Source organism: Bifidobacterium myosotis, assembly GCF_002259745.1.
GTDB lineage: Bacteria > Actinomycetota > Actinomycetes > Actinomycetales > Bifidobacteriaceae > Bifidobacterium > Bifidobacterium myosotis.
Genome location: NZ_MWWW01000016.1, coordinates 78,679 through 99,484 on the forward strand (window position 1 = coordinate 78,679; position 20,806 = coordinate 99,484).

Below are 20,806 nucleotides of genomic sequence, written 5' to 3' on the forward strand. Positions count from 1 at the left end.
TCCCGCACGCCGCCATCCCCAATCAGCGACGCTTGCGCTGCATCACCGCGGCCAGCGACCGCACGCGCGGCAGGGCGAACACCTCATCGGTATGGACCACATGACCGTGCTCGTCGGCCAGGGGCACGCGCCAGTTCGAGTATTCGGTGGACGTGCCGGGCTGGTTCTGCGAGCGGGTTTCGCCCACGCCGTCCACAAGCGCCGCCTGCAGCAGCAGCGACGGCGTGTCCGTGAGCATCGCATGCATCGCCTCGACGATCTGTTGGATATGGCCCGGCACGTTCTCGGCCGCGGCCGCCGTGATGTAGCCGCTCTCCACGAGCCGGTCCATCATGGCCGTGCGTTCGGCCAGCGCCGAGGCGGCGAACTGCTCCACCGGCTCGCTCAGCAGGTGCAGCTCCTCACGCAGCTTCACATGCTCGAATCCCAGATATCCCGCGGTCGGCGGCAGGTCGTGCGTGGTCACCGAGGCCAACGCCTGACGCCGGTATTCGCTCGGCTTCTTGTACGGGTCGCCCGCGTTCGGCGAATCGTCCACACGCGCGAACCATTCCACATCCGTGCCCAGCACGCCATGATCGGCCAGGATGCGGCGCACGTAATCGGGCACCGTGCCCAGATCCTCGCCGATCACCATGCCGCCGGCGCGCGTGGCCTCGATGGACAGCACGCCAAGCATGGCCTCGTGGTTGTACATCACATACGCGCCGTTCTTGGCGCCGAGCCCCTGAGGAATCCACCACAGGCGGAACAGTCCCAGCACATGGTCGATGCGCACCGCGCCAGCGTGCTCGTACATGGCGTGGACCATCTCGCGGTACACCTGATAGCCGGTGGCCTCCAGATACCGCGGATTGAACGGCGGCTGACCCCAATCCTGCCCCTGTTGGTTGTAGAAGTCCGGCGGGCAGCCCACGGTCACCGAGCCGGTGGCGAAGCGTTCGGGGTTGGCCCAGGCGTCCGCGCCCAAGCCGTGCACGCCCACGGCCATGTCCTGCATGAGTCCCAGCGCCATGCCGCTTTCCGTGGCGGCGTGCTGCGCCTCGGTCACCTGCTCGGCGGCGATCCACTGCAGCCAGCGGTTGAATTCGAACAGGTCGTGGTGGGTTTCGACCAGCGCCGTGACTTCGGGGGCGTCGATGCGCTTGTCGAAGAACCAGCGGTTCTCGCCCCAGGGTGCGCCCCAGACCTCGAAGCACACGCACCAGGTGGCGAACGAGTCGAGATCCGGGCCGGCCAGGGCCTTGAAACGCTCGAATTCCAGCTCGCGCTTGGCGTTGCGCCCCGCCTCGAAGATGAGTCGCAGGGCCGGGCGCTTGGCCTCCCACGCCGCGTTGATGTCCATCGGCGTGGACTCGTCGTTGCGTGCGGCCACGGAGGCGTGAAGCTCATCCACGCGTGCGCGCACGTCGTCGGGCAGGGTGCCGTACTCGGGGATGTCCTGCGGGCGGATGTACGTCACGTTGAGGAATCGGCGCGATTCGGGCAGGTAGGGAGACGGTTCCAGCGGCGTGATCGGCGCGCCGGCGTGGATCGGGTTGATGAGCATGAAGTCCGCGCCGGATTCGTGCGCCGCGTCGATGAGCAGTCGCTTCAGGTCGCCGTAGTCGCCGACGCCCCAGGAGTCGTGGGAGCGCACGGAATACATCTGCGTCATCCAGCCCCAGCGCTGTTGTTCGGCAACGGCCTCCGGCACGGGGATACGCGCCGGTGCGGCGATGATGGTGGCGTGTCCGGCGCGGCCGTCCGCCGTGACGTCGAGGGTGTGATAGCCCATCGGCAGGTCGGCGCCCAGCGTCAGGACCGGATGACCGGAGTTGAGGTCCGGCAACACCGTGCAGCCGTCGAAGGGGGAGCCGTCTTCGAGTGTGACCGTGACGGTCACGTCTTCGTCGGCCGGGCAGTTCAGCTGGATTGACGTCGATGTGCCGGTGACGGCGACCACCGTGGGGTTAAGCAAACGTTTGCTTTCGGCTTCCTCGAGATCGGCCATGGACCGTGCGATGGCCTCGTCGCTGGAGGCATCCACATCGAGGGCCTTCAGTACGGCGACCAGCGCGGCGTCGCTGATTTCGGTGTAGGTGCCGAGCTGGTCGATGAATGAGGTGGCGAGGCCCGATGCCTTGGCCAGTTTGATGAGCGGTCGCGCGAGCCGCTGTGCGCTTTCCGTACGCTGGTGGTGTTCCAAGGTGCTGGTTGCCGCTTCGTTGCCGTGACCGTCGGTCATGATGACTCCTTGCCTTGATTGTAGGGTGATGCTAGTCGTTTGCATTGCTGTTTGATGGCCGCTCTGCGTTGAGCTTCCGGCAATCTGGCAGGCCAATGTTCGCTCTGTTCTGAATTCAAGGGTAGCTTATTGTGACAACGATTGCAAAATATGGGTGAGTTGGGCTGTCTTCTGGTGCTTGTGGACGTCCGAACGCGCATTCCGTCCTTCCTGCTGCGCCCGAACAGGTCACTCCACTATTGCAAACGACTGCGGTGGCAAACGCAACCGTCCGTCCTCCACGGCCGGTCCTCCCAAGGCAAGCGCGATGGACGGCGAAGTTCCGATTCCGTCCGGCAATTCCACGTATTCCGTCTCTCGCCCGGGATTCATGGCGATAAGCATGACCGCCGGCGCGTCCGCCGGAGCGTCGATAGCGGCCTCGGCGGCGATACCCTGCGCGGGCCATACTGGCGCAACCGTTGCGGCGGTCCGCAGATAGGCGAACGTGCGCCCGTCCTCCGGTGCGGCGACCACTGCAAATCCGGCGTCGGCCGTCAGTGCCGCCCGGCCTGTCCGCAGCGTCAGCAGCGTGTGCGCCCAATTGAGTAGCGAATCCTGGCGCGCCAGTTCGTCGGCGACGGTCGGCGCGTCCGCGTCCGGGTCTACCGGCAGGTACAGCTGGCCTGCTGGCGCGGTCGAGAAGCCGAGATTCGCCATGCCCGAGTCCCATTGCATCGGCGTACGGCTGCCTGTGCGCGTGTAGCCGCCCTCCTGGGTGGGCAGCGGGCGGTATCGCATGCCGATCTCGTCGCCGTAATACAGGAACGGGCATCCCGGCATGGTCAGCAGCATGCCGTACGCCACCTTGCGCTCGCGTTCGGTGAGCCGCGGCGCCGTGCGGAGTGTGTCATGGTTGCAGGTGATGAGATCGAACAGTCCGTCGGCGCGCTCGGTCTCGCGCAGCTGCGGCAGATACTGTTCAAGGAACGGTGCGATCGAGGTGCCCGAATCCGTGTTGAAGTAGCTGGCGTCGCCCTCATGCAGAAGCGGGGTGTCGGTGTTGCGCAGCAGCAGGTTGTACCCGTTCGGATGCCCGCCCCAGCGCCAGTCGAGGTAGAAGTCCATGTCGAACCCGGCCTCCATGGATTCGTGTGGACGCCCCCATTCGGAGACGAACGCGGCCTCGGGGAATTCGGGTCGGATTTTCGAGAACAGATACTGCCAGGTGCGGATGGTGAACGGCTTGCCTTCGTCGTCGTGTTTGACCAGACTGTCTGCCATGTCCACGCGGAATCCGTCCGCCCCGCGGGAGAGCCAGAAGCGCATGACGTCGAGCATCGCCTCGCAGGTGGCCAGGGCGTCCGGGCCGAGCGCCGGTTTCTGCCACGGCTGGCTGGGATGGGCGAACCCGTAGTTCAAGGCCGGCTGGCACTTGAAGAAGTTGAGGATGTAGGTGCCGTCGCGTTCGGTCTCGCCGCCGATGAACGGCAGCCCGTCGCCGCCGGCGATCCACGAATCGGTCCAGATGTACCGTTCGGAGACGTCGATGGGCGAATCCGGGGATTCCGGATGCGGGCCGTCGGGGAGCACGGTCCGATCGGCGGGGTCGGGCTGCGCGCTGGCCCGGAACCATGCGTGCTCTTCGCTGGTGTGACCGGGCACCAGATCAAGCAGCACATGCATTCCACGTTCGTGGGCCGCCTCGAACAGGGCGACGAGGTCGTCGTTGGTGCCGTAGCGCGGGGCAACTCGCGTGTAGTCGCGCACGTCGTAGCCGGCGTCCCTAAACGGTGAATCGAAGCAGGGGTTGAGCCACAGTGCGTTGCATCCGAGCTCCCTGATGTAGTCGAGCCGGTCGAGAACGCCCGGCAGGTCGCCGATGCCGTCGCCGTTCGTGTCGGCGAACGACTGCGGATACACCTCGTAGAACCGTGCGTATGCGAGCCATGCCGGCCGGGGGAATCGACGGCGGGCTGTCTGGCGGATGTTGTGGTGTTTGTCGCGCCGGGGTTCTCGGGAGTGCCGTACAGGGGATTCCCGCGGAGGCTCGCTGCCGTTGGTCTGGGCGTGTCGTGTGTGGTCGGTCATGGGAAACTCCTGTGTTTCGTAGAGCTGAGCGCGTTGAGCTATCGATTGCAATTATACGCAATTCCGGCAAAATGCCAACGTATGCAAATCTTGTGCTAGCCTTACAGCCAACGATGCAATAAAGGACTGCGACACTAGCATTTCCAAGGAGCAACCGCGATGATGCGAGCGTATGCATCCCAGTGTAGGAGAACAATCTGAAAACGTGTGCATCGTGAGCTCGGGCGAACAGACCGAACAGAGAAAGGACAGATCAATGAAGATCAACTGGAAGAAGGCTCTCGGCCTCACCGCCGCTGTGGCCATGCTGATGCCGCTCGCCGCATGCGGTTCCGATTCCGGCGACAAGGGCGGTGCCGCCACCGCCGGCACCGAGGAGGTGACCCTGAGCGTCTGGGCCCCGCAGGAGGATCAGGCCAAGGGCGACGACGGCTCCGAGCCCTGGCTGACCCAGGTCGAGGCCAACTTCGAAAAGGAGCACCCCGAATACAAGATCACATGGAAGAACGATGTGGTCTCCGAGGGTGACGCCGTGACCAAGGTCAAGACCGATCCGTCCGCTGCGGCCGACGTCTACATGTTCGCCTCCGATCAGCTCGGCGGCCTCATGGAGGTGCAGGGCATCGGCGAACTCGGTACCGATGCCGAGCAGCAGCTCAAGGAGCAGAACGGCGATCTGGAAATCGCCTCCATGACCGGCACCGACGGCAAGTACTACGGTGTGCCATACACCGATAACACCTGGTTCATGTACTACGACAAGTCCACCTTCTCAGAGGATGACGTCAAGAGCCTCGACACAATGCTGTCCAAGGCCGCGGTCTCCTTCCCGCTCAACGATTCCTGGTACATCGGCGGCTTCTACGACGGCCTGCAGCTGTTCGGCGCGGACGGTACCGACGAATCCGCCGGCATGGTCTTCCCGAAGGACGCCGGCGACATCTCCAAGTACCTCGTGGACCTCGCCGCCAACCCGAACTTCCACAACAGCGCCGACAACTCCGGTCTGTCCGAGATGACCGAAGGCACCGTCAAGGCGTTCTTCTCCGGCTCCTGGTCGGCCGCCGACATCAAGGCCGCCCTCGGTGACAACATGGGCGTCGCCCAGCTGCCGACGTTCACCGTGAACGGCCAGACCAAGCAGATGAAGTCCTTCGCCGCCACCAAGGCCGCCGCCTACAACCCGAACGCCAAGAACACCAAGGCCGCCGCCCAGTTCGCCGCCTACCTCGGCTCCACCGAGTCGCAGAAGCTGCACTACGAGCTGCGCAACATCATCCCGACCGACAAGTCCCTGGCTAGCCTGACCGCCGATGACCCGGTCGCCATCGGCCAGACCGACACCATGGCCAACACCGCCATCCTGCAGTCCGGTCTGGCCGGCATGTCCTCCTGGTGGGACCCCGCCAAGGCCTTCGGCGACGCCATCCTCAACAAGGAGGTCACCTCCGACAACGCGCAGGCCAAGACCGACGAATGGGTCAAGCAGGTCGGCAAGTACGCCGAGTGACGGCTCCCGGTCCGGTCGTCTCGATCGGACTGTGGCCGACTGCATGGCCGGGGCGTGACCGCGCCGCGGCCGCCGCCATGCCCGTCATAACCGAATGTGAGGGTTCCGTAAGGTACGCCAGTTGCGGGCGGATGATGTGAAGCCGTTGCGTCCGCCCGCAACCCCTCGCCAATCAACGGTTTCAGCTCTTTTCCTCTCTTCCTCCATTGCCCGTAGAGTTCGGGTGCCGAACGCCGCGTCCGGCACCCGAACTCTACGCGGTTCCGACGCGACGATCGGCGGAGGGGATACGGAACGTCAGTCAAGGCGCGCGATCGCCGGCGCAAGGAGGTGCCGGAACCAAGGATCGCGCATCAGGTTTTCACAACAACTCACATCTTGGAACATATTGGAGGCGGTGGGGTTATGACAACGGCAACCCTTTCCCCGCGGGAGATGAAGCGCCGCAAGCGAATGGGCGCGGATTACGTGGCGCCTTCGCGATATTCGGTGAAGGCCGCGTTGACCAAGGGAGACATCTTCACCAAGCTGTCGGCGGTCGTGTTCGGCCTCGGCAACATCGTCCGCAGACAGTTCGTCAAAGGCGTCGCGCTTCTGGCGCTGGAGATCGCGTTCATCGTATTCATGATCACGAGCGGCGCCGGGTATCTGGGCAAGCTTCCCAGCCTAGGCGATCAGGAACAGGGCAAGCAGCTTGTGGATGGCTTCTGGGTGTACGTCCAGGGCGATAACTCGGTGGTGATCCTGCTGTACGGCGTGTGCACCATAGTGGCCTGCCTGCTGTTCGTCTATCTGTGGACGATCTCCCTCAAGTGCGCGTACAAGGCCGAATGTCTGGCCCGTAAGGACGGCAAGGCCCCCGATCTGAAGTCCGATCTGCATGCGCTGACCGACCAGAAGGCCCATCAGCTGCTCATGTTCCTGCCCACGCTCGGCATCCTTGTGTTCACCGTGCTGCCGCTGATTTTCATGATCTCGATGGCGTTCACCAGCTACGACCGCGACCATCTGGTGCTGTTCGACTGGGTGGGATTGGAGAACTTCGGCAAGGTGTTCTCCACCGGCAACGGTACGGTCAGCGCCCGCCTGTTCGTCCAAGTGACCATCTGGACGCTGGTGTGGGCGTTCTTCGCCACCTTCCTCAACTTCTTCCTCGGCATGTTCTTCGCCATGGTCATCAACCGCAGGACCACGCGGTTCAAGGGCTTCTGGCGTGCGTGCTTCTCGATGTCCATCGCCGTGCCGCAGTTCGTCTCCCTGCTGGTCATGCACACCATGCTCCAGCCCACCGGCGCCATCAACCGTCTGCTCATGCAGTGGGGGTGGATCGATCAGGCGCTGCCGTTCTTCACCGACACCACATGGGCGCGCGTCACCGTGATCGTGATCAACCTGTGGGTTGGCATCCCGTATACGATCATGCAGATCACCGGCATCCTGCAGAACATCCCGGCCGACCTGTACGAGGCCGCCCGCATCGACGGCGCGAACTGGTGGCAGATCTTCACCAAGATCACGATGCCGTACATCATCTTCGTGCTCACGCCGTACCTGATCACCACGTTCACCGGCAACGTGAACAACTTCAACGTGATCTACCTGCTGTCGGGCGGCGCCCCGGTGCCGATCGGCGACTCCGCCGGCACCACCGACCTGCTGATCACCTGGCTGTACAAGCTCACGGTGGATAAGAACGACTACAACCTCGGCGCCGTAATCGGCATCATGACGTTCATCGTCCTGGCGGTGGTGTCCCTGGTCACCTACCGCAATTCCGGTTCCTACAAGAACGAGGAGGCATTCCGGTGAGCAAGCACAACATTCAGAAGGCCGAATCGCATAGCCTGATGCACGATACGAGGAAGCGCCGCATTCTGGGCGACGTCTTCGCGCACCTGTTCCTCGCGGTCATGGCCGTGATCTGGCTGATTCCCATCGTGTGGGTGTTCGCGGAAAGCTTCAACGCGAACACTGCGCCGTACACCAAAACGTTCTTCCCCACCGAATTCTCGCTGAAGAACTACGTCGGGTTGTTCACCGACAAGTCGGTGCTCGACTTCCCGAAGATGTTCATGAACACATTCATCGTGGCATGCTTCGTATGCGTCATCTCGATGGCGTTCGTGTTGTCCGTGGCGTACTGCATGAGCCGACTGCGGTTCCGTACGCGTCGCACGTTCATGAACGTGGTGCTGATTCTGGGCATGTTCCCCGGCATCATGGCCGTTTCCGCCATCTACTTCATCCTGAAGGCCGTGGGCCTGACCAGCGAGGGCCTGACCACAATCGCGCTGATCCTGGTCTACTCCGCAGGTTCCGGTGCAGGCTTCTACGTGATGAAGGGCTACATGGACACGATTCCGACCTCGCTTGACGAGGCCGCGATGCTCGACGGCTGCACCCGACTGCAGGTGTTCACCAAGATCATCATCCCGATATGCAAGCCCATGATCGTCTATCAGGCCATCATCGGTTTCCTGACCCCGTGGCTCGACTTCGTGATGGCCAAGGTGATCTGCCGTACGCAGTCCAACTACACGGTGGCGCTCGGCCTGTGGCTCATGCTGCAGAAGGAGTACATCCAGAACTGGTACGCACGCTTCGCCGCCGCGGCCGTGGTCATCTCCATCCCGATCGCCATCCTCTTCATCGTCATGCAACGCTTCTACCAGGAGTCCATGAGTGGATCGGTAAAGGGCTGACGCGTAATGCGAAGCCCAGTGGGCTTCGCATAGCGTCAGCCTGAGTGAGGCGGTAGCCGAGCGAAGGCGATGCTGAGTCTCGCCGGAGGCGAGTCCGTAATTGCAGGGGCCGGAGGCGAGTCGTAATGCGAAGCCCAGTGGGCTTCGCATAGCGTCAGCCTGAGTGAGGCGATGGCCGAGCGAAGGTGATGCTGAGTGAAGGCTCGTATTTATTAGCCCCTCTGATGAGGGGGCTGGCAGCGAAGCTGACTGGGGGAAGACCGAAGCTCATATTGATCCGTGCAGGAGGCGAGCCCACTCGGCAGGGACCGTGAAAGAATAATCCTGTACAAAGAATCCCTCATCGCAGATTCGCCGCGGGATTCCACAGGTCCGTCCGCGCAGCCGACGGGGGAGAGACGGCGGCGAATCCGTATCAGGCAGCCGTTCGTCACCCGTCACAACCAAAGGAGACGTCATGTCGCATACGATTCCCGCACTGGCAGCTGTGGTGGACGGCACACCTGCCGATCCCGCCCTGCCGTGCCCCGAGTACCCGGTCTATTCCGGCGACGATCTCGGCGCGATCCCGGACGCACCGGGCACCTCCTTCCGTGTCTGGGCCCCTACGGCCAGCGGCGTCACGGTGCGGCTCTTCGCAACCGGCGACCCGGACGCCGACGACATCATCGAAACCCACGAGCTCGCCGTCGGTCCGGACGGCACCTGGTCCGTCCGCGCCGACGGCATCGGCCATGGCACGTATTACGACTATCTCGTGCGCTTCCCCGACGGCGCCGAGCATCGCACAGCCGATCCCTGGGCGCGCGCGGCTGGCGTGAACGGACGGCGCAGCATGGTCGTGGACCTGCGCCGCACCAATCCGGACGGTTGGGCCGAGGACCGCCGCCCGCACATCCCCCGCAGAGAACTGGTCATCTGGGAGACTCATATCGGCGACTTCAGCAACGACCCGCACAGCGGCGTCCCGGCCGGGCACCGCGGCACCTACCTCGCCTTCACTCATCCCGACACCAGCGTGGACGGCACCGGCGCATTCCCCACCTGCGTGGCCTACCTCAAGCGGCTCGGCATCACCGCCGTGCAGCTCCTGCCGTTCTACGACTACGGTTCCATCGACGAATCCGTGCCGCACGACGCACCGGACCGCGCCTTCAACTGGGGCTACGACCCGGTCAACTACAACGTGCCGGAAGGGTCCTACAGCACCGATCCGCGCGACGGCGAGGTGCGCATCCGCGAATGCAAGCGGATGATTCAGGCGTTGCACGAAGCCGGCATCGCAGTGATCATGGATGTGGTCTACAACCACATGTTCTCCACCGACAATTGGTTCGAGCGCATGATCCCCGGCTACGCGCTTCGCCGCCGCATCGACGGCGGTTTCTCGAATGGCTCCGGCTGCGGCAACGATGTGGCAACGGAACATCCGATGATGCGCAAGTACATCGTCGATTCGGTCACCTACTGGGCGCGCGAATACCACATCGACGGCTTCCGTTTCGACCTCATGGGCCTGATCGACGTGGACACCATGAACGCCATCCGCACCTCCCTCGACCGTCTGCCCGGCGGCGCCACGATCCTGATGCATGGCGAACCATGGGCCGCGAGTACCACGGCCCTTGTGCCCGGCGCCGGCACGGTGCTCGCGGACAAGCGCGGCATGCCATACCTCAGCCCCCGCATCGGCGCGTTCTGCGATTCCACGCGTGATGCGGTGCGCGGCCACATCTTCTACCAGAAGGTGCCCGGCTATCTGGCCGGTGCCGCCGCTGACTACGCCGATGACATCCGTCACGCCGAGGACGCCTGGCGCGGCACTCTGCGCGAGGTCGCCAGCGTCGGACAGGTGATTCAGTACGTTTCCGCCCATGACGACCTGACCCTATGGGACAAGCTGTGCGCCACCATGCGCCGACTGCCCACCGACGTCGATTACACGGCCGAGGGCGAGTCGTGCGCGGACCTCATGCGCGCGAACCTGTTGGCCTCCGGCATCGTATTCACCGCGGCGGGCGTGCCGTTCCTGCTGTCCGGCGAGGAATTCGCCCGGACCAAGCACGGTGTGTCCGATTCGTTCAGCAGTCCGGCTGAGCTCAATCAGCTTGATTGGCGTCGTGCGCAGCGCTTGGAGGGGCTGGTGGACCATTACGCGGCGCTGATTCAGCTGCGGCGCGGTAATCCGGCGTACTTCGGCGGCGCCCGGATGATCGTGCCCCGCACGGATGAGGTCGTGGTGTTCCGCGTCGGCGGCGATTGCGTGGCGATCAATCCTACCGGGCGCGTGCAGGAACAGCCCACCGTCGATCTGGAGATTCCCGGCCCGTATGACGAGGTCTCGAAGATCGAGCCCGAGGCATGGCAGTGCATCTACTGTTCTGCAAGCGTGATGTCGGCGGGCGATGACGAATCGTCCGGTCGGGCCAATGAGTCCGATGCCGTTGGCGGGCGAGACGATACCGAAGCATGCCCCCGCGTCGAGCGGCGTCGCCTGCAATTGCCTCCCTGGACCTTCACCGTCTGGAGGCACCAGCGGGTGTGACCGGATACCGGCCGCTCGTTGGCGATGACGGCCGGTATCGAGCCGACTTCGAGAGTCGGGCCGAAAATGCCTGAAAGTGCCGGCCAATCCACGCAATACGCGCGATACGACCTTGCGCAAAGGAGACGATGATGCAACGGTACCAACGGTACGATGCCGTGTTCTTTGACCTGTACGGCACGCTGGTGGACATCCGCACTGACGAGTCGTCGGACGCTGCGTGGGAGGCCTTGAGCGAAGCGTTGACCACGCAGTGCGGGGTCTCCTATCCGGATACCGAATCGCTGCGGAGCCGGTTCGACGAACTCGCGGCACCGATCCGTGCCGCTGTCGTCGCGCGACATGGCGAGTGGGCCGAACCTGACCTGCTGCCGGTGTATCGGGGGCTTGCGCATGATTCGGGCGATGGCCAAGTCGCCCGCGTCCTCGCCTGGACGTTCCGCCGCGCGAGCACCAGCCTGCTGCGGTTGTACCCGGGAGCGCAGGCGATGCTGGCGCGGTTGCGGACCGCAGGGCTGCGCATTGTCCTCGTCAGCAATGCGCAATCCTGCTATACGCGGCCGGAATTGGACCTGTTGGGCCTCATCACCGCGTTCGATCGCATCGTCATCTCCAGCGAGGCGGGCGTACGCAAACCGTCGCCCGAGCTGTTCCGCCGCGCTCTGGAGGCCGGACAACTTGACCCTTCCCGCGTCGTCATGGTCGGCAACGACGAACGTGCGGACGTTCTCGGCGCCCGCGCGGCCGGCATGGACGGCGTCTATCTGCGTACGGCGATATCCCCGCCTGACGACCCGGCAGCCAGCGCACATGCCGTGTGTTCGCTCGCCGGCCCCGATTATGCTTCCCTCATGCGGTATCTTGGCATTCCCGCAGGCCTTCGTGCGGGAAGGGCGGCGGAAGGGCGGCCGGCGGGATTGTCCGGAGGATTGACCGATGGAGCGGCCGAGAGACCGACCGTGGAGAGTTCGGAGGAGTGATGAACGAGATCGACATGGCCCGGCAGCGCAAAGCCGTGGAAGGAGCGAGGCGGCGCAAGGGCCTCTCCGTGTTCCGCCTCAAGGTAATCGGCGCGGCGTTCATGGCGCTTTCCGTGGCCTCGACCACGCTGGTGCCGCTGCTGTTCGGCGAGCCGTCCGCAGATAACATGACCGGTCTGACGATTGCGGTCGTGTGCGAGATCGCCTCGTGGTGTGCAGTGCCGATCTATGCCTGGCTGCTATTCGACGGCTGGCGGCATACACGCAACCGTGCGCGTTATGGTATGGAGTTGTTCGTCGTCGCCGCGCTGGCCGGGCCGTCGTACGACAAGATCATGACCGGCCATTGGTTCGATGCGCACACGCATAATCCGGTGTGGGGGCTGTTCTTCGCGTACATCGTGCTCGTCGCGGTCGATTGGGTCGCCCGTACGTATTCGGGCGCGGTGCGATGGGTGATTACGGTCGCGCTGATCGTCGCCGGCGTGCTGTGGAACATGATGCTGCAGATCGGCGTGAGCCAACGAGTCATGTACACGGGCGTGCTTGTGCTCGCATTCGTGATGGCGTTCTACTTCCTGAACCGGCATGAGAACACAATGATGTTCACGGCCGGACTGCTGGGCGCGGTGATGTGCATCACGCCGGGCGTCGGCGTGGCGTTCCTCCACTATCGCAACGGCGAACTGGGCTACAGCCGTCCCTGGACCAAATGGGTGTTCTACGTGCTCTACCCGGTCATGCTGCTGTTGGGCGCGCTGGTATAGCGCGTGATATAGCAGCATGATGGTGTCGCGGCTACTGCGCGCCCCCAAACGGCATGTCGGTGCCGCGCGGCACGAACTGCGCCTCCACCACCTCATGCGCGTTGGTCAGCGGCTCGCCCTCGATGAGCTTCAGGGCCTTGGTCGCGGCGGTGCGGCCCATCGCATACGGGTCCTGACGCATGGTGGTCAGGTTGATCGTATCGGCATTGGGGCTGTCATCGAAGCCCACGATCGAATAGTCGCGAGGCGTGAGATGCCCGTATCGGCCCAGCTTGATGACCAGCGGAATCGCCATCATGTCCATCTGGCAGCAGATGGAGTCCGGGAACTCGTCCAGAGCCAGCAACGCCGATAGCGCCGAATCGGCGAACGCCGGGCCGCGCGGCACGGAAAGTACCTGCCAGTTCAGGTCGTGCTTGCCTTGGGCGTCTTCGCAGGCGCGGATGAAACCGCGTGTGCGGGCGTCAATCGAGGAGTTGAGCAGGGATGCCTCGGAACACGGATAGACGATATGCCGATGCCCCAGATTGATGAGGTGCTGGGTGGCCGTGTACATGCCCTTCTCGTCGTCGATGCTGATGCTGGCGTCGAAGCCGTCCACGGACGGGGTGTTGATGCCGATGATCGGTACGTGGATGCGCCGCAGCTGCTCCACCTCATGCGGGTCGATGGCGAACGATGCCACGAACACGGCGTCCACGTTGCGCTGGATCGGCAGATCGGTGAAGAACTCATCCCTGTTGCGTTCGGTGTCGATGTGCTGGAACAGCGAGATGTCGTATCCGGCCGGGTGCATCACCGACTCGATGCCGGCGAACGTCTGGGTGTTGAACCAACTGGTGATCTCCTCATTCATCAGCATCGCCACGCGGTTGGTGCGTCCCGACTTGAGCGTAGTGGCGGAACGGGAGATGTTGAAGTCGAGCTTGTCGGCGATGTCGAGCACCTTGCGTCTGGTTTTCGCCGACACGAGCTCCGGGCGGGTGAACGCGCGCGACACCGTGGAGATGGAAACGCCGGCGGCCCTTGCCACCTCGTAGATGTCTGCTTTGCCCATGATCCTCCCCTACGTTGCTGTGTTCTGTGGTCGAACGGACGGCCCGACGTGACACCAGACTGTCGTGATGATACGTCGTTGTAAAGTCAACTGTCGTCATCATACATTGCGAACGTTTGCGATACAATCAGCCGATGTGATGTGTCTATCGTGATAACCTAAGATGAAAAGCATATGCGAACGTATGCTTTATAGTGATTTCCGTCGGCAATGCAATCAGCAATGCAAGGTGGCACTGGCTCTCAATGGTGAGTATTGGCTGGGCATCGATCAGATGCCAGTTGGGCGTCGATTGGGCGTCGGATGAGCGGAGGAATATATGAGGATATGGGCAAAAGCGCGAGGATTCGGCGGATTGGCCGGGCTGGCGCGAAAGATGACGGCGGCGTTTGCCTCGCTGGCCGCCGCGCTCGCGTCGGCGTCGATGTTGCCGCCGGCGCCGTCCGCCGTCGCCGCCGAGCAACGTGGCGACGTCATTGTCATCGCCTTCCAAACCAATTGGAACTCGGTGGCCCGTGAATGCGCCGAGACCTATGGGCCTGAAGGCGTGGGATTCGTGCAGGTATCCCCGCCGCAGGAATCCATAACCGGAACGCAATGGTGGACCTCGTACCAGCCGGTCAGCTACCGGCTGGATTCCAAACTCGGCACGGAGTCCGAATTCAAGGACATGGTCGAGGAATGCAGGGCGGCCGGCGTGGGGGTGATTGCGGACGTGGTCATCAATCACATGGCCGGTGCCGATCGTTCCGGCATGGGCGTTGCCGGCAGCTCGTTTGATGGTTCCGGTGATTTCCCGGCGGTGCCGTATACCGCCGCGAATTTCCATGACTGCATTCAGAATGTGAGCAACTACCGCGATGCCGATAATGTGCAGAACTGCCGTCTTACCGGCTTGCAGGACCTCGACACCGGTCAGGAGTATGTGCGGGGCAGGCTTGCGGAATACATGGCCGAGTTGCTGGATCTGGGCGTGGCGGGATTCCGCGTGGATGCGGTCAAACATATCTCCGCCGACGACATGGTCGCCATCAAGTCCGAGCTGGCGCGGAGGACCAACGTGGATTTGGATGATGTCCTGTTCGAACAGGAGGTGATCGGCAGCGCGTCCGAGGCCAAGGAGATTCAGCCGTCCAATTACCTGCGCACCGGTAAGGTTTCTGAATTCAACGTCAATGTGCGGCTGAAGGAGGCGTTCGATGGCGACATCAACTCCTCGAGCTTCGGCCTGGCTCGCATCGGGGCCAGTGCGAGCTGGGTGGAGTCGGACAAGGCGGCCGTGTGGGTCACGAACTGGGACACCGAACGCAACGGCAGCGCGCTGACGTATAAGGACGGCGCGAAGTATCTGCTCGCCAACGCCTTCCTGCTGGCGTACGGGTACGGGCAGCCGCATCTCTACTCCGGCTATTACTTCGGCGACGCGGATGACGGTGCACCCGGCGCCACCGCCACCGCCGTGGTGGATATGGTCTGTCCCGAAAACGGTGACGAGGCTGACGGCACATGGCAGTGCGCGCAACGGTGGACCGCGATTCGGGGCATGATTGGTTTCCATAACGCCGTGTCCGGGACTGAAGTCGTGGACTGGAGGGAATACGGCGAGAACGTGGTCGGTTTCGGACGAGGCGAGATCGGCTATCTGGCGGTGAACAACAGCGACGCTCCGGTCACACGGACGTTCGCCACCTCGATGCCGGCCGGCGTGTACTGCAATGTGTATGCTTCCGGCGATTGTTCCGCCGCGGTTTTCGTCAAGGCCGACGGCACTTTCGAGGCCACGCTGCCCGCTGGTTCGGCCGTCGCCGTATATGCCGGCGCGACGCCCGACGACTGGTCGGGCAAGCGGCGCGTCAACTCGGCGGATCCGGACTGGTTCGTCGCCTCGGCTGTGGAGATGGCCGCCGCGCAGCCGACGGCTCAGGCCGATGCCGTTATGGACGGGGAGACGGCCGAGGCGATTGAGGAGACCAGCCGATCGGCAGGGCTCTCGGTGGTCGTGCTGGCCGCGGCGATGCTGCTTGTGGCTGTTGCCGCCCGTGTGCGTCGGTTCGTTTCGTAAAACCTGAGTGCGACGCGCTCAACTTTTTGTGGCGAATTTGGGAATAGAACTTGCCGTCGGAAAGTTGAGTGGTGTAGGCTCAAGTTTTGGAAGGTCCAAGAGACGACCGGTTCGGAACTTGGGCGAAAGAACGTAAGAACGAATAACAAGAACAAAGGAGCACACATTATGGCACGTGCAGTTGGTATCGATCTGGGTACTACGAATTCCTGCATCGCAACGCTGGAAGGCGGCGAACCCACCGTCATCGTGAACGCCGAGGGCGCCCGCACCACGCCGTCCGTGGTCGCGTTCTCCAAGTCCGGCGAGATTCTCGTCGGCGAGGTGGCCAAGCGCCAGGCCGTGACGAACGTCGAGCGCACCATCTCCTCCGTCAAGCGTCACATGGGCACCGACTGGACCGTCGAGATCGACGGCAAGAAGTGGACCCCGCAGGAGATTTCCGCGCAGATTCTGATGAAGCTCAAGAGGGATGCCGAGGCGTACCTCGGTGAGCCCGTCACGGACGCCGTGATCACCTGCCCGGCATACTTCAACGATGCCCAGCGTCAGGCCACCAAGGACGCCGGCAAGATCGCCGGCCTGAACGTCCTGCGCATCATCAACGAGCCGACCGCCGCCGCTCTGGCCTACGGCCTTGAGAAGGGCAAGGAAGACGAACGCATCCTGGTCTTCGACCTCGGTGGCGGCACCTTCGATGTCTCCCTGCTGGAGATCGGCAAGGACGACGACGGCTTCTCCACCATTCAGGTGCAGGCCACGAACGGCGATAACCACCTCGGTGGCGACGATTGGGACCAGAAGATCATCGATTGGCTGGTCTCCGAGGTCAAGAACAAGTACGGCGTCGACCTGAGCAAGGACAAGATCGCCTTGCAGCGCCTGAAGGAAGCCGCCGAGCAGGCCAAGAAGGAGCTGTCCTCCTCGACCAGCACCAGCATCTCCATGCAGTACCTGGCCATGACCCCTGACGGCACCCCGGTGCATCTGGATGAGACCCTGACCCGCGCGCACTTCGAGGAAATGACCTCCGATCTGCTGGGCCGTTGCCGCACGCCGTTCAACAACGTGCTGCACGACGCTGGCATTTCCGTGAGCGACATCGACCATGTGGTGCTCGTCGGCGGTTCCACCCGTATGCCCGCCGTCAAGGAGCTCGTCAAGGAGCTGACCGGCGGTAAGGAAGCGAACCAGTCCGTGAACCCGGATGAGGTCGTGGCCGTCGGCGCCGCCGTGCAGTCCGGCGTCATCAAGGGCGACCGCAAGGACGTCCTGCTCATCGACGTGACCCCGCTGTCCCTCGGCATCGAGACCAAGGGTGGCATCATGACCAAGCTCATCGACCGCAACACCGCCATCCCGACCAAGCGTTCCGAGGTCTTCTCCACCGCCGAAGACAACCAGCCGTCCGTGCTGATTCAGGTCTATCAGGGTGAGCGTGAGTTCGCCCGCGACAACAAGCCGCTGGGCACCTTCGAGCTGACCGGTATCGCTCCGGCTCCGCGTGGCGTCCCGCAGATCGAGGTCACCTTCGACATCGATGCCAACGGCATCGTGCACGTGTCCGCCAAGGACAAGGGCACTGGCAAGGAGCAGTCGATGACCATCACCGGTGGTTCCGGCCTGCCGAAGGACGAGATCGATCGCATGGTCAAGGAGGCCGAAGCCCACGAGGCCGAGGATAAGAAGCGCAAGGAGGATGCCGAGACCCGCAACCAGGCCGAGGCGTTCGCCTACAGCACCGAGAAGCTCGTCAACGACAACAAGGACAAGCTCTCCGACGACATCGTCAAGGAGGTCACCGACAAGGTGAACGCCCTGAAGGAGTCCCTGAAGGGTGACGACGTCGAGAAGGTCAAGACCGCTCAGACCGAGCTGATGACCGCCGCCCAGAAGATTGGTCAGGTCCTCTACGCCCAGCAGGGTGCCGAGGGTGCTGCCGGTGCCGCTGCTGGCGCTGGCGCGGCCGGCGCGGCTGGTGCCGGTGCTTCCGCCGGTTCCTCCTCGTCCGACGACGACACCGTCGAGGCCGAGGTCGTGGACGACGATGACGACAAGGGCAACAAGTGATGTCCGAGTTCAATAAGGACGACTATCTGAACGACCTGCCGGACGCGGACGACCTGTCCACGGCCGGCACGGCCGCCTCTACGGGTGCCGATCAGTCGGCATCCTCCGCCTCCGCGGCGAATGCTGCGGACCCAGCCAAGCCCGAATCCGCCTCCACCGATTCGGCTTCAACTCCTGACGGAGCCGCCGCTTCCGCGGCCCCCTCTGGTGAGGGAGCTGGCGCGGCGAATGCCGCGACTGAGGGAGAGAAGCCGGCGCAAGCCGAAACCAACGCCTCGACCGACGCTGAGTCCGCTTCCTCCGACGACACCCTGACCCCGCTTGGCAAGGCCAAGAAAGAGGCCGCCGACTACCTCGAGGCCCTGCAGCGCGAGCGTGCGGAGTTCATCAACTACCGCAACCGCGCCACCCGTGAGCAGGAACGCTTCCGTCAGCACGGCATCATCGACGTGCTGACTGCGCTGCTGCCGGCCCTTGACGACATCGACCGCATCCGCGAGCACAGCGAGATGGACGATTCGTTCAAGGCCGTCGCCACGAAGATCGACAAGGCCTTCGCGAAGTTCGGCGTGGAGAAGTTCGGCGAGAAGGGTGAGGCCTTCGACCCGACCAGGCACGACGCCATCCTGCACAAGCCGGACCCGAACGCCGAGAGGGAAACCGTCGACACCGTGGTGGAAGCCGGCTACCGCATCGGCGACCGCGTCATTCGCGCCGCCCGAGTGGTGGTCGCATCCCCGCAGAGCTGATTCCCTTCAGGCGGCTCAAACATCCACAGTGCTTAGTGCTTCCCAAAGCACTAAGCACTTCACTAATACAGACTTTCAAGAAAGGAGACATGCATGGCTGAGAATGAATGGCTGAATAAAGACTTCTACAAAGTCCTTGGTGTCTCCAAGGACGCCACCGAGACCGACATCACCAAGGCCTACCGCAAGTTGGCCCGTAAGTACCACCCTGACCTCAACAAGACCAAGGAGGCGGAGGAGAAGTTCAAGGACATCTCCGAAGCCTACGACGTGCTGAGCAACAAGAGCGAACGCCAGAAGTACGATGCGATTCGCCAGTTCGGCATGGGCGGTGCCCGCTTCGCCGGTGGTTCCGGCGCCGGCGGCTTCGACGCTTCCGGTTTCTCCGACATCTTCGGTTCCATGTTCGGCAATGCCTCGGGCATGGGCGGCAATGGCTCCCGCATCCGTTTCTCCACCTCGGGCGGCGGCAATCCCGACATCAACGGCATCTTCTCGATGTTCGGCGGTGCCGCAGGCCGTGGCGGCAGCCCGTACGGTCAGTCCTACGGCAATGCCGGCGGTTATAGCTATGAGGAGGCGCCGAGCCCGCAGCGCGGCGACGACCGCAATTCCAAGATTAGCCTGACGTTGCGTCAGGCGGTGAAGGGCGCCACCGTGTCCCTGTCCGTGGACGGCAAGAAGTTCAAGGCCCATGTGCCTGCCGGCGTCCACGACGGTCAGAAGATCAAGCTGGCCGGCAAGGGCAAGCCGGGGCTCAACGGCGGTGCGGCCGGTGATCTGTACCTGCACGTCACCGTCAAGCCGGACGAGACCTTCGCGATGCGTGATTCGGACATCATCATGGATTTGCCCGTCACCGTGGGCGAGGCCGTGTCCGGTGGCAAGGTCGAGGCCAAGGACATCGATGGCAACCCGGTCACCTTTAAGGTGCCGGCAGGCTCCAGTTCCGGTACTGAGCTCAGGCTCGCCGGACTGGGCGTCCAGCGCGGCAACCAGCCGGGCGACCTGATTGGCCGCGTGCAGATCATGGTGCCCGCCAAGCCGGGCCTCATGCTCAAGCACGTTGCCAAGGAATTCGACGAGAAGGCCGGCGACTATCTCGCCCGCTGAGCCGGCGGGCTGAAGCGAAGCCGGGCCGCTGAGCCGGCGGACCGTCGGACCGAAGAGCGTTGAGCTGGTTGAACCGCCAGGGCCGTAGCCGTCAGCCGGCTCCCTCCGATGAGGGAGCCGGCTCGCACGACAAGTCTGGCAAGACCGGGGCGGCGTGAGTGTCCCACCCGGATGCTGCCGTTGCACAAGGCCTGCAAGACCGAGGTGGGACACTCATCAGCGTCCCACCCTCGCCTAACGTAAACACATCAAAGGAGGTGCATCATGGCACGAGCCAATCAGATACGGCAGCTCTACGCCATGTGCGCCACCGCGCTGGTCATGGGTCGCGCCGATCTGGACGGTGCGGATGACGTGGGCTTCGACATCGAGCTCCCCATCTTCACCGTCGGTCAGGCGGCCGAACTGGCCGGCATCCACCCGCAGACCCTTCGCCAATACGACCGTCTTAATCTGGTGCGTCCGCAGCGTACCGATGGCGGTGCCCGACGGTATTGTCTGCGGGATATCGCCCGTCTGGCCCGCGCCCAACGGCTGAGTCAGGACGAGGGCATCAACCTTTCCGGCATCGCGCGCATCCTGTCCCTCGAAGAGGAGAACCGGCAGCTGCGACGCGAAATCAAACGCATGCAGTCCTCCGGCGGGGAAAGCGTCTTCGCCGCCGGCCGTGACGGCAACATCGTGGAAGTCCAGCGTTCCAATCGCGCCAGACTGTGGCGTAACGCCATCCGTCGTGAGACCCGCGAACTTCCTGGTCGCCCCGCATCCCCGTCGAGCCGTGCCGACAAAGGGGCCCGTGCCGCCGAGGAATCCCCCTACAACGACGACTCCAAGTCGATGGTGCTGTGGGGCTGGTGACAGACCGGTGGCCTGTCACGTAATTGTCTGAATGGTGTTGGCCCCCTTCTGGGGTGAGGGGCTGTCACCGAAGCTGACTGGGGGAGAGGCAGAGGC

Annotated in this window: 14 protein-coding genes; 11 read left to right on the plus strand and 3 right to left on the minus strand. The window is 63.5% G+C overall.

From position 1 onward, the window contains the following. Positions 1 to 22: 22 nt before the first annotated feature. Positions 23 to 2,227 carry a 4-alpha-glucanotransferase gene (gene malQ / locus BMYO_RS07920; protein ID WP_094667947.1) on the minus strand — a complete coding sequence of 735 codons (2,205 nt, stop codon included), beginning with the start codon at positions 2,225 to 2,227 and terminating at the stop codon, positions 23 to 25. A 228-nt stretch (positions 2,228 to 2,455) separates the two neighbouring features. After that, entirely contained in the window at positions 2,456 to 4,297 is a 1,842-nt protein-coding gene (locus tag BMYO_RS07925; RefSeq protein ID WP_094667948.1) for an alpha-amylase family glycosyl hydrolase, read from the minus strand. A 256-nt stretch (positions 4,298 to 4,553) separates the two neighbouring features. Between BMYO_RS07925 and BMYO_RS07930 the strand changes: the two genes are divergently transcribed. From BMYO_RS07930 to BMYO_RS07955, 6 genes are all read left to right on the plus strand, one after another. Then, positions 4,554 to 5,807 carry an extracellular solute-binding protein gene (locus BMYO_RS07930; RefSeq protein ID WP_094667949.1) on the plus strand — a complete coding sequence of 418 codons (1,254 nt, stop codon included), beginning with the start codon at positions 4,554 to 4,556 and terminating at the stop codon, positions 5,805 to 5,807. A 435-nt stretch (positions 5,808 to 6,242) separates the two neighbouring features. Beyond that, complete coding sequence (locus BMYO_RS07935; protein WP_094667950.1) at positions 6,243 to 7,616, plus strand: carbohydrate ABC transporter permease; 1,374 nt, start codon at positions 6,243 to 6,245, stop codon at positions 7,614 to 7,616. A gap of 38 nt (positions 7,617 to 7,654) precedes the next feature. Beyond that, the gene (locus BMYO_RS07940; protein ID WP_094667992.1) at positions 7,655 to 8,509 is read left to right on the plus strand and encodes a sugar ABC transporter permease; all 855 of its coding nucleotides are present in this window, start codon (positions 7,655 to 7,657) and stop codon (positions 8,507 to 8,509) included. A gap of 457 nt (positions 8,510 to 8,966) precedes the next feature. Then, entirely contained in the window at positions 8,967 to 11,054 is a 2,088-nt protein-coding gene (gene pulA / locus BMYO_RS07945; RefSeq protein ID WP_094667951.1) for a type I pullulanase, read from the plus strand. Positions 11,055 to 11,185: 131 nt separating this feature from the next. Next, entirely contained in the window at positions 11,186 to 12,034 is an 849-nt protein-coding gene (locus BMYO_RS07950) for an HAD family hydrolase (RefSeq protein WP_233428218.1), read from the plus strand. Beyond that, positions 12,034 to 12,801: a TraX family protein gene (locus BMYO_RS07955; RefSeq protein ID WP_094667953.1), complete on the plus strand. Its 768-nt coding sequence runs from the start codon at positions 12,034 to 12,036 to the stop codon at positions 12,799 to 12,801. The genes BMYO_RS07950 and BMYO_RS07955 overlap by 1 nt, the downstream gene beginning before the upstream one ends. Positions 12,802 to 12,832: 31 nt before the next feature. On the opposite strand, the gene BMYO_RS07960 is transcribed toward BMYO_RS07955, so the two are convergent. After that, complete coding sequence (locus tag BMYO_RS07960) at positions 12,833 to 13,858, minus strand: LacI family DNA-binding transcriptional regulator (protein ID WP_094667954.1); 1,026 nt, start codon at positions 13,856 to 13,858, stop codon at positions 12,833 to 12,835. A gap of 319 nt (positions 13,859 to 14,177) precedes the next feature. Between BMYO_RS07960 and BMYO_RS07965 the strand changes: the two genes are divergently transcribed. The 5 genes from BMYO_RS07965 (at position 14,178) to BMYO_RS07985 (ending at position 20,710) form a co-directional block, all read left to right on the plus strand. After that, on the plus strand, positions 14,178 to 15,920 hold the full coding sequence (locus tag BMYO_RS07965) for an alpha-amylase (protein WP_094667955.1): 1,743 nt from the start codon (positions 14,178 to 14,180) through the stop codon (positions 15,918 to 15,920). A 168-nt stretch (positions 15,921 to 16,088) separates the two neighbouring features. Continuing rightward, positions 16,089 to 17,990 carry a molecular chaperone DnaK gene (dnaK, locus tag BMYO_RS07970; protein ID WP_094667956.1) on the plus strand — a complete coding sequence of 634 codons (1,902 nt, stop codon included), beginning with the start codon at positions 16,089 to 16,091 and terminating at the stop codon, positions 17,988 to 17,990. Beyond that, entirely contained in the window at positions 17,990 to 18,739 is a 750-nt protein-coding gene (gene grpE / locus BMYO_RS07975; protein ID WP_169834097.1) for a nucleotide exchange factor GrpE, read from the plus strand. The genes dnaK and grpE overlap by 1 nt, the downstream gene beginning before the upstream one ends. Before the next feature lie 93 nt (positions 18,740 to 18,832). After that, a complete protein-coding gene (locus tag BMYO_RS07980) occupies positions 18,833 to 19,852 on the plus strand; it encodes a DnaJ C-terminal domain-containing protein (protein WP_094667958.1) in 1,020 nt (339 codons plus the stop codon). Positions 19,853 to 20,116: 264 nt separating this feature from the next. Then, a complete protein-coding gene (locus BMYO_RS07985; RefSeq protein WP_094667959.1) occupies positions 20,117 to 20,710 on the plus strand; it encodes a heat shock protein transcriptional repressor HspR in 594 nt (197 codons plus the stop codon). Positions 20,711 to 20,806 lie beyond the last annotated feature (96 nt).

Bases quoted from the DNA above. Each gene is read 5' to 3' on its own strand.
- BMYO_RS07965 (WP_094667955.1), top strand. From the start codon at position 14,178: ATGAGGATATGGGCAAAAGCGCGAGGATTCGGCGGATTGGCCGGGCTG.
- BMYO_RS07955 (WP_094667953.1), top strand. From the start codon at position 12,034: ATGAACGAGATCGACATGGCCCGGCAGCGCAAAGCCGTGGAAGGAGCG.
- malQ (WP_094667947.1), bottom strand. From the start codon at position 2,227: ATGACCGACGGTCACGGCAACGAAGCGGCAACCAGCACCTTGGAACAC.
- grpE (WP_169834097.1), top strand. From the start codon at position 17,990: ATGTCCGAGTTCAATAAGGACGACTATCTGAACGACCTGCCGGACGCG.
- BMYO_RS07940 (WP_094667992.1), top strand. From the start codon at position 7,655: ATGCACGATACGAGGAAGCGCCGCATTCTGGGCGACGTCTTCGCGCAC.
- BMYO_RS07980 (WP_094667958.1), top strand. From the start codon at position 18,833: ATGGCTGAGAATGAATGGCTGAATAAAGACTTCTACAAAGTCCTTGGT.
- BMYO_RS07985 (WP_094667959.1), top strand. From the start codon at position 20,117: ATGGCACGAGCCAATCAGATACGGCAGCTCTACGCCATGTGCGCCACC.
- dnaK (WP_094667956.1), top strand. From the start codon at position 16,089: ATGGCACGTGCAGTTGGTATCGATCTGGGTACTACGAATTCCTGCATC.
- BMYO_RS07930 (WP_094667949.1), top strand. From the start codon at position 4,554: ATGAAGATCAACTGGAAGAAGGCTCTCGGCCTCACCGCCGCTGTGGCC.
- pulA (WP_094667951.1), top strand. From the start codon at position 8,967: ATGTCGCATACGATTCCCGCACTGGCAGCTGTGGTGGACGGCACACCT.
- BMYO_RS07950 (WP_233428218.1), top strand. From the start codon at position 11,186: ATGCAACGGTACCAACGGTACGATGCCGTGTTCTTTGACCTGTACGGC.
- BMYO_RS07925 (WP_094667948.1), bottom strand. From the start codon at position 4,297: ATGACCGACCACACACGACACGCCCAGACCAACGGCAGCGAGCCTCCG.
- BMYO_RS07960 (WP_094667954.1), bottom strand. From the start codon at position 13,858: ATGGGCAAAGCAGACATCTACGAGGTGGCAAGGGCCGCCGGCGTTTCC.
- BMYO_RS07935 (WP_094667950.1), top strand. From the start codon at position 6,243: ATGAAGCGCCGCAAGCGAATGGGCGCGGATTACGTGGCGCCTTCGCGA.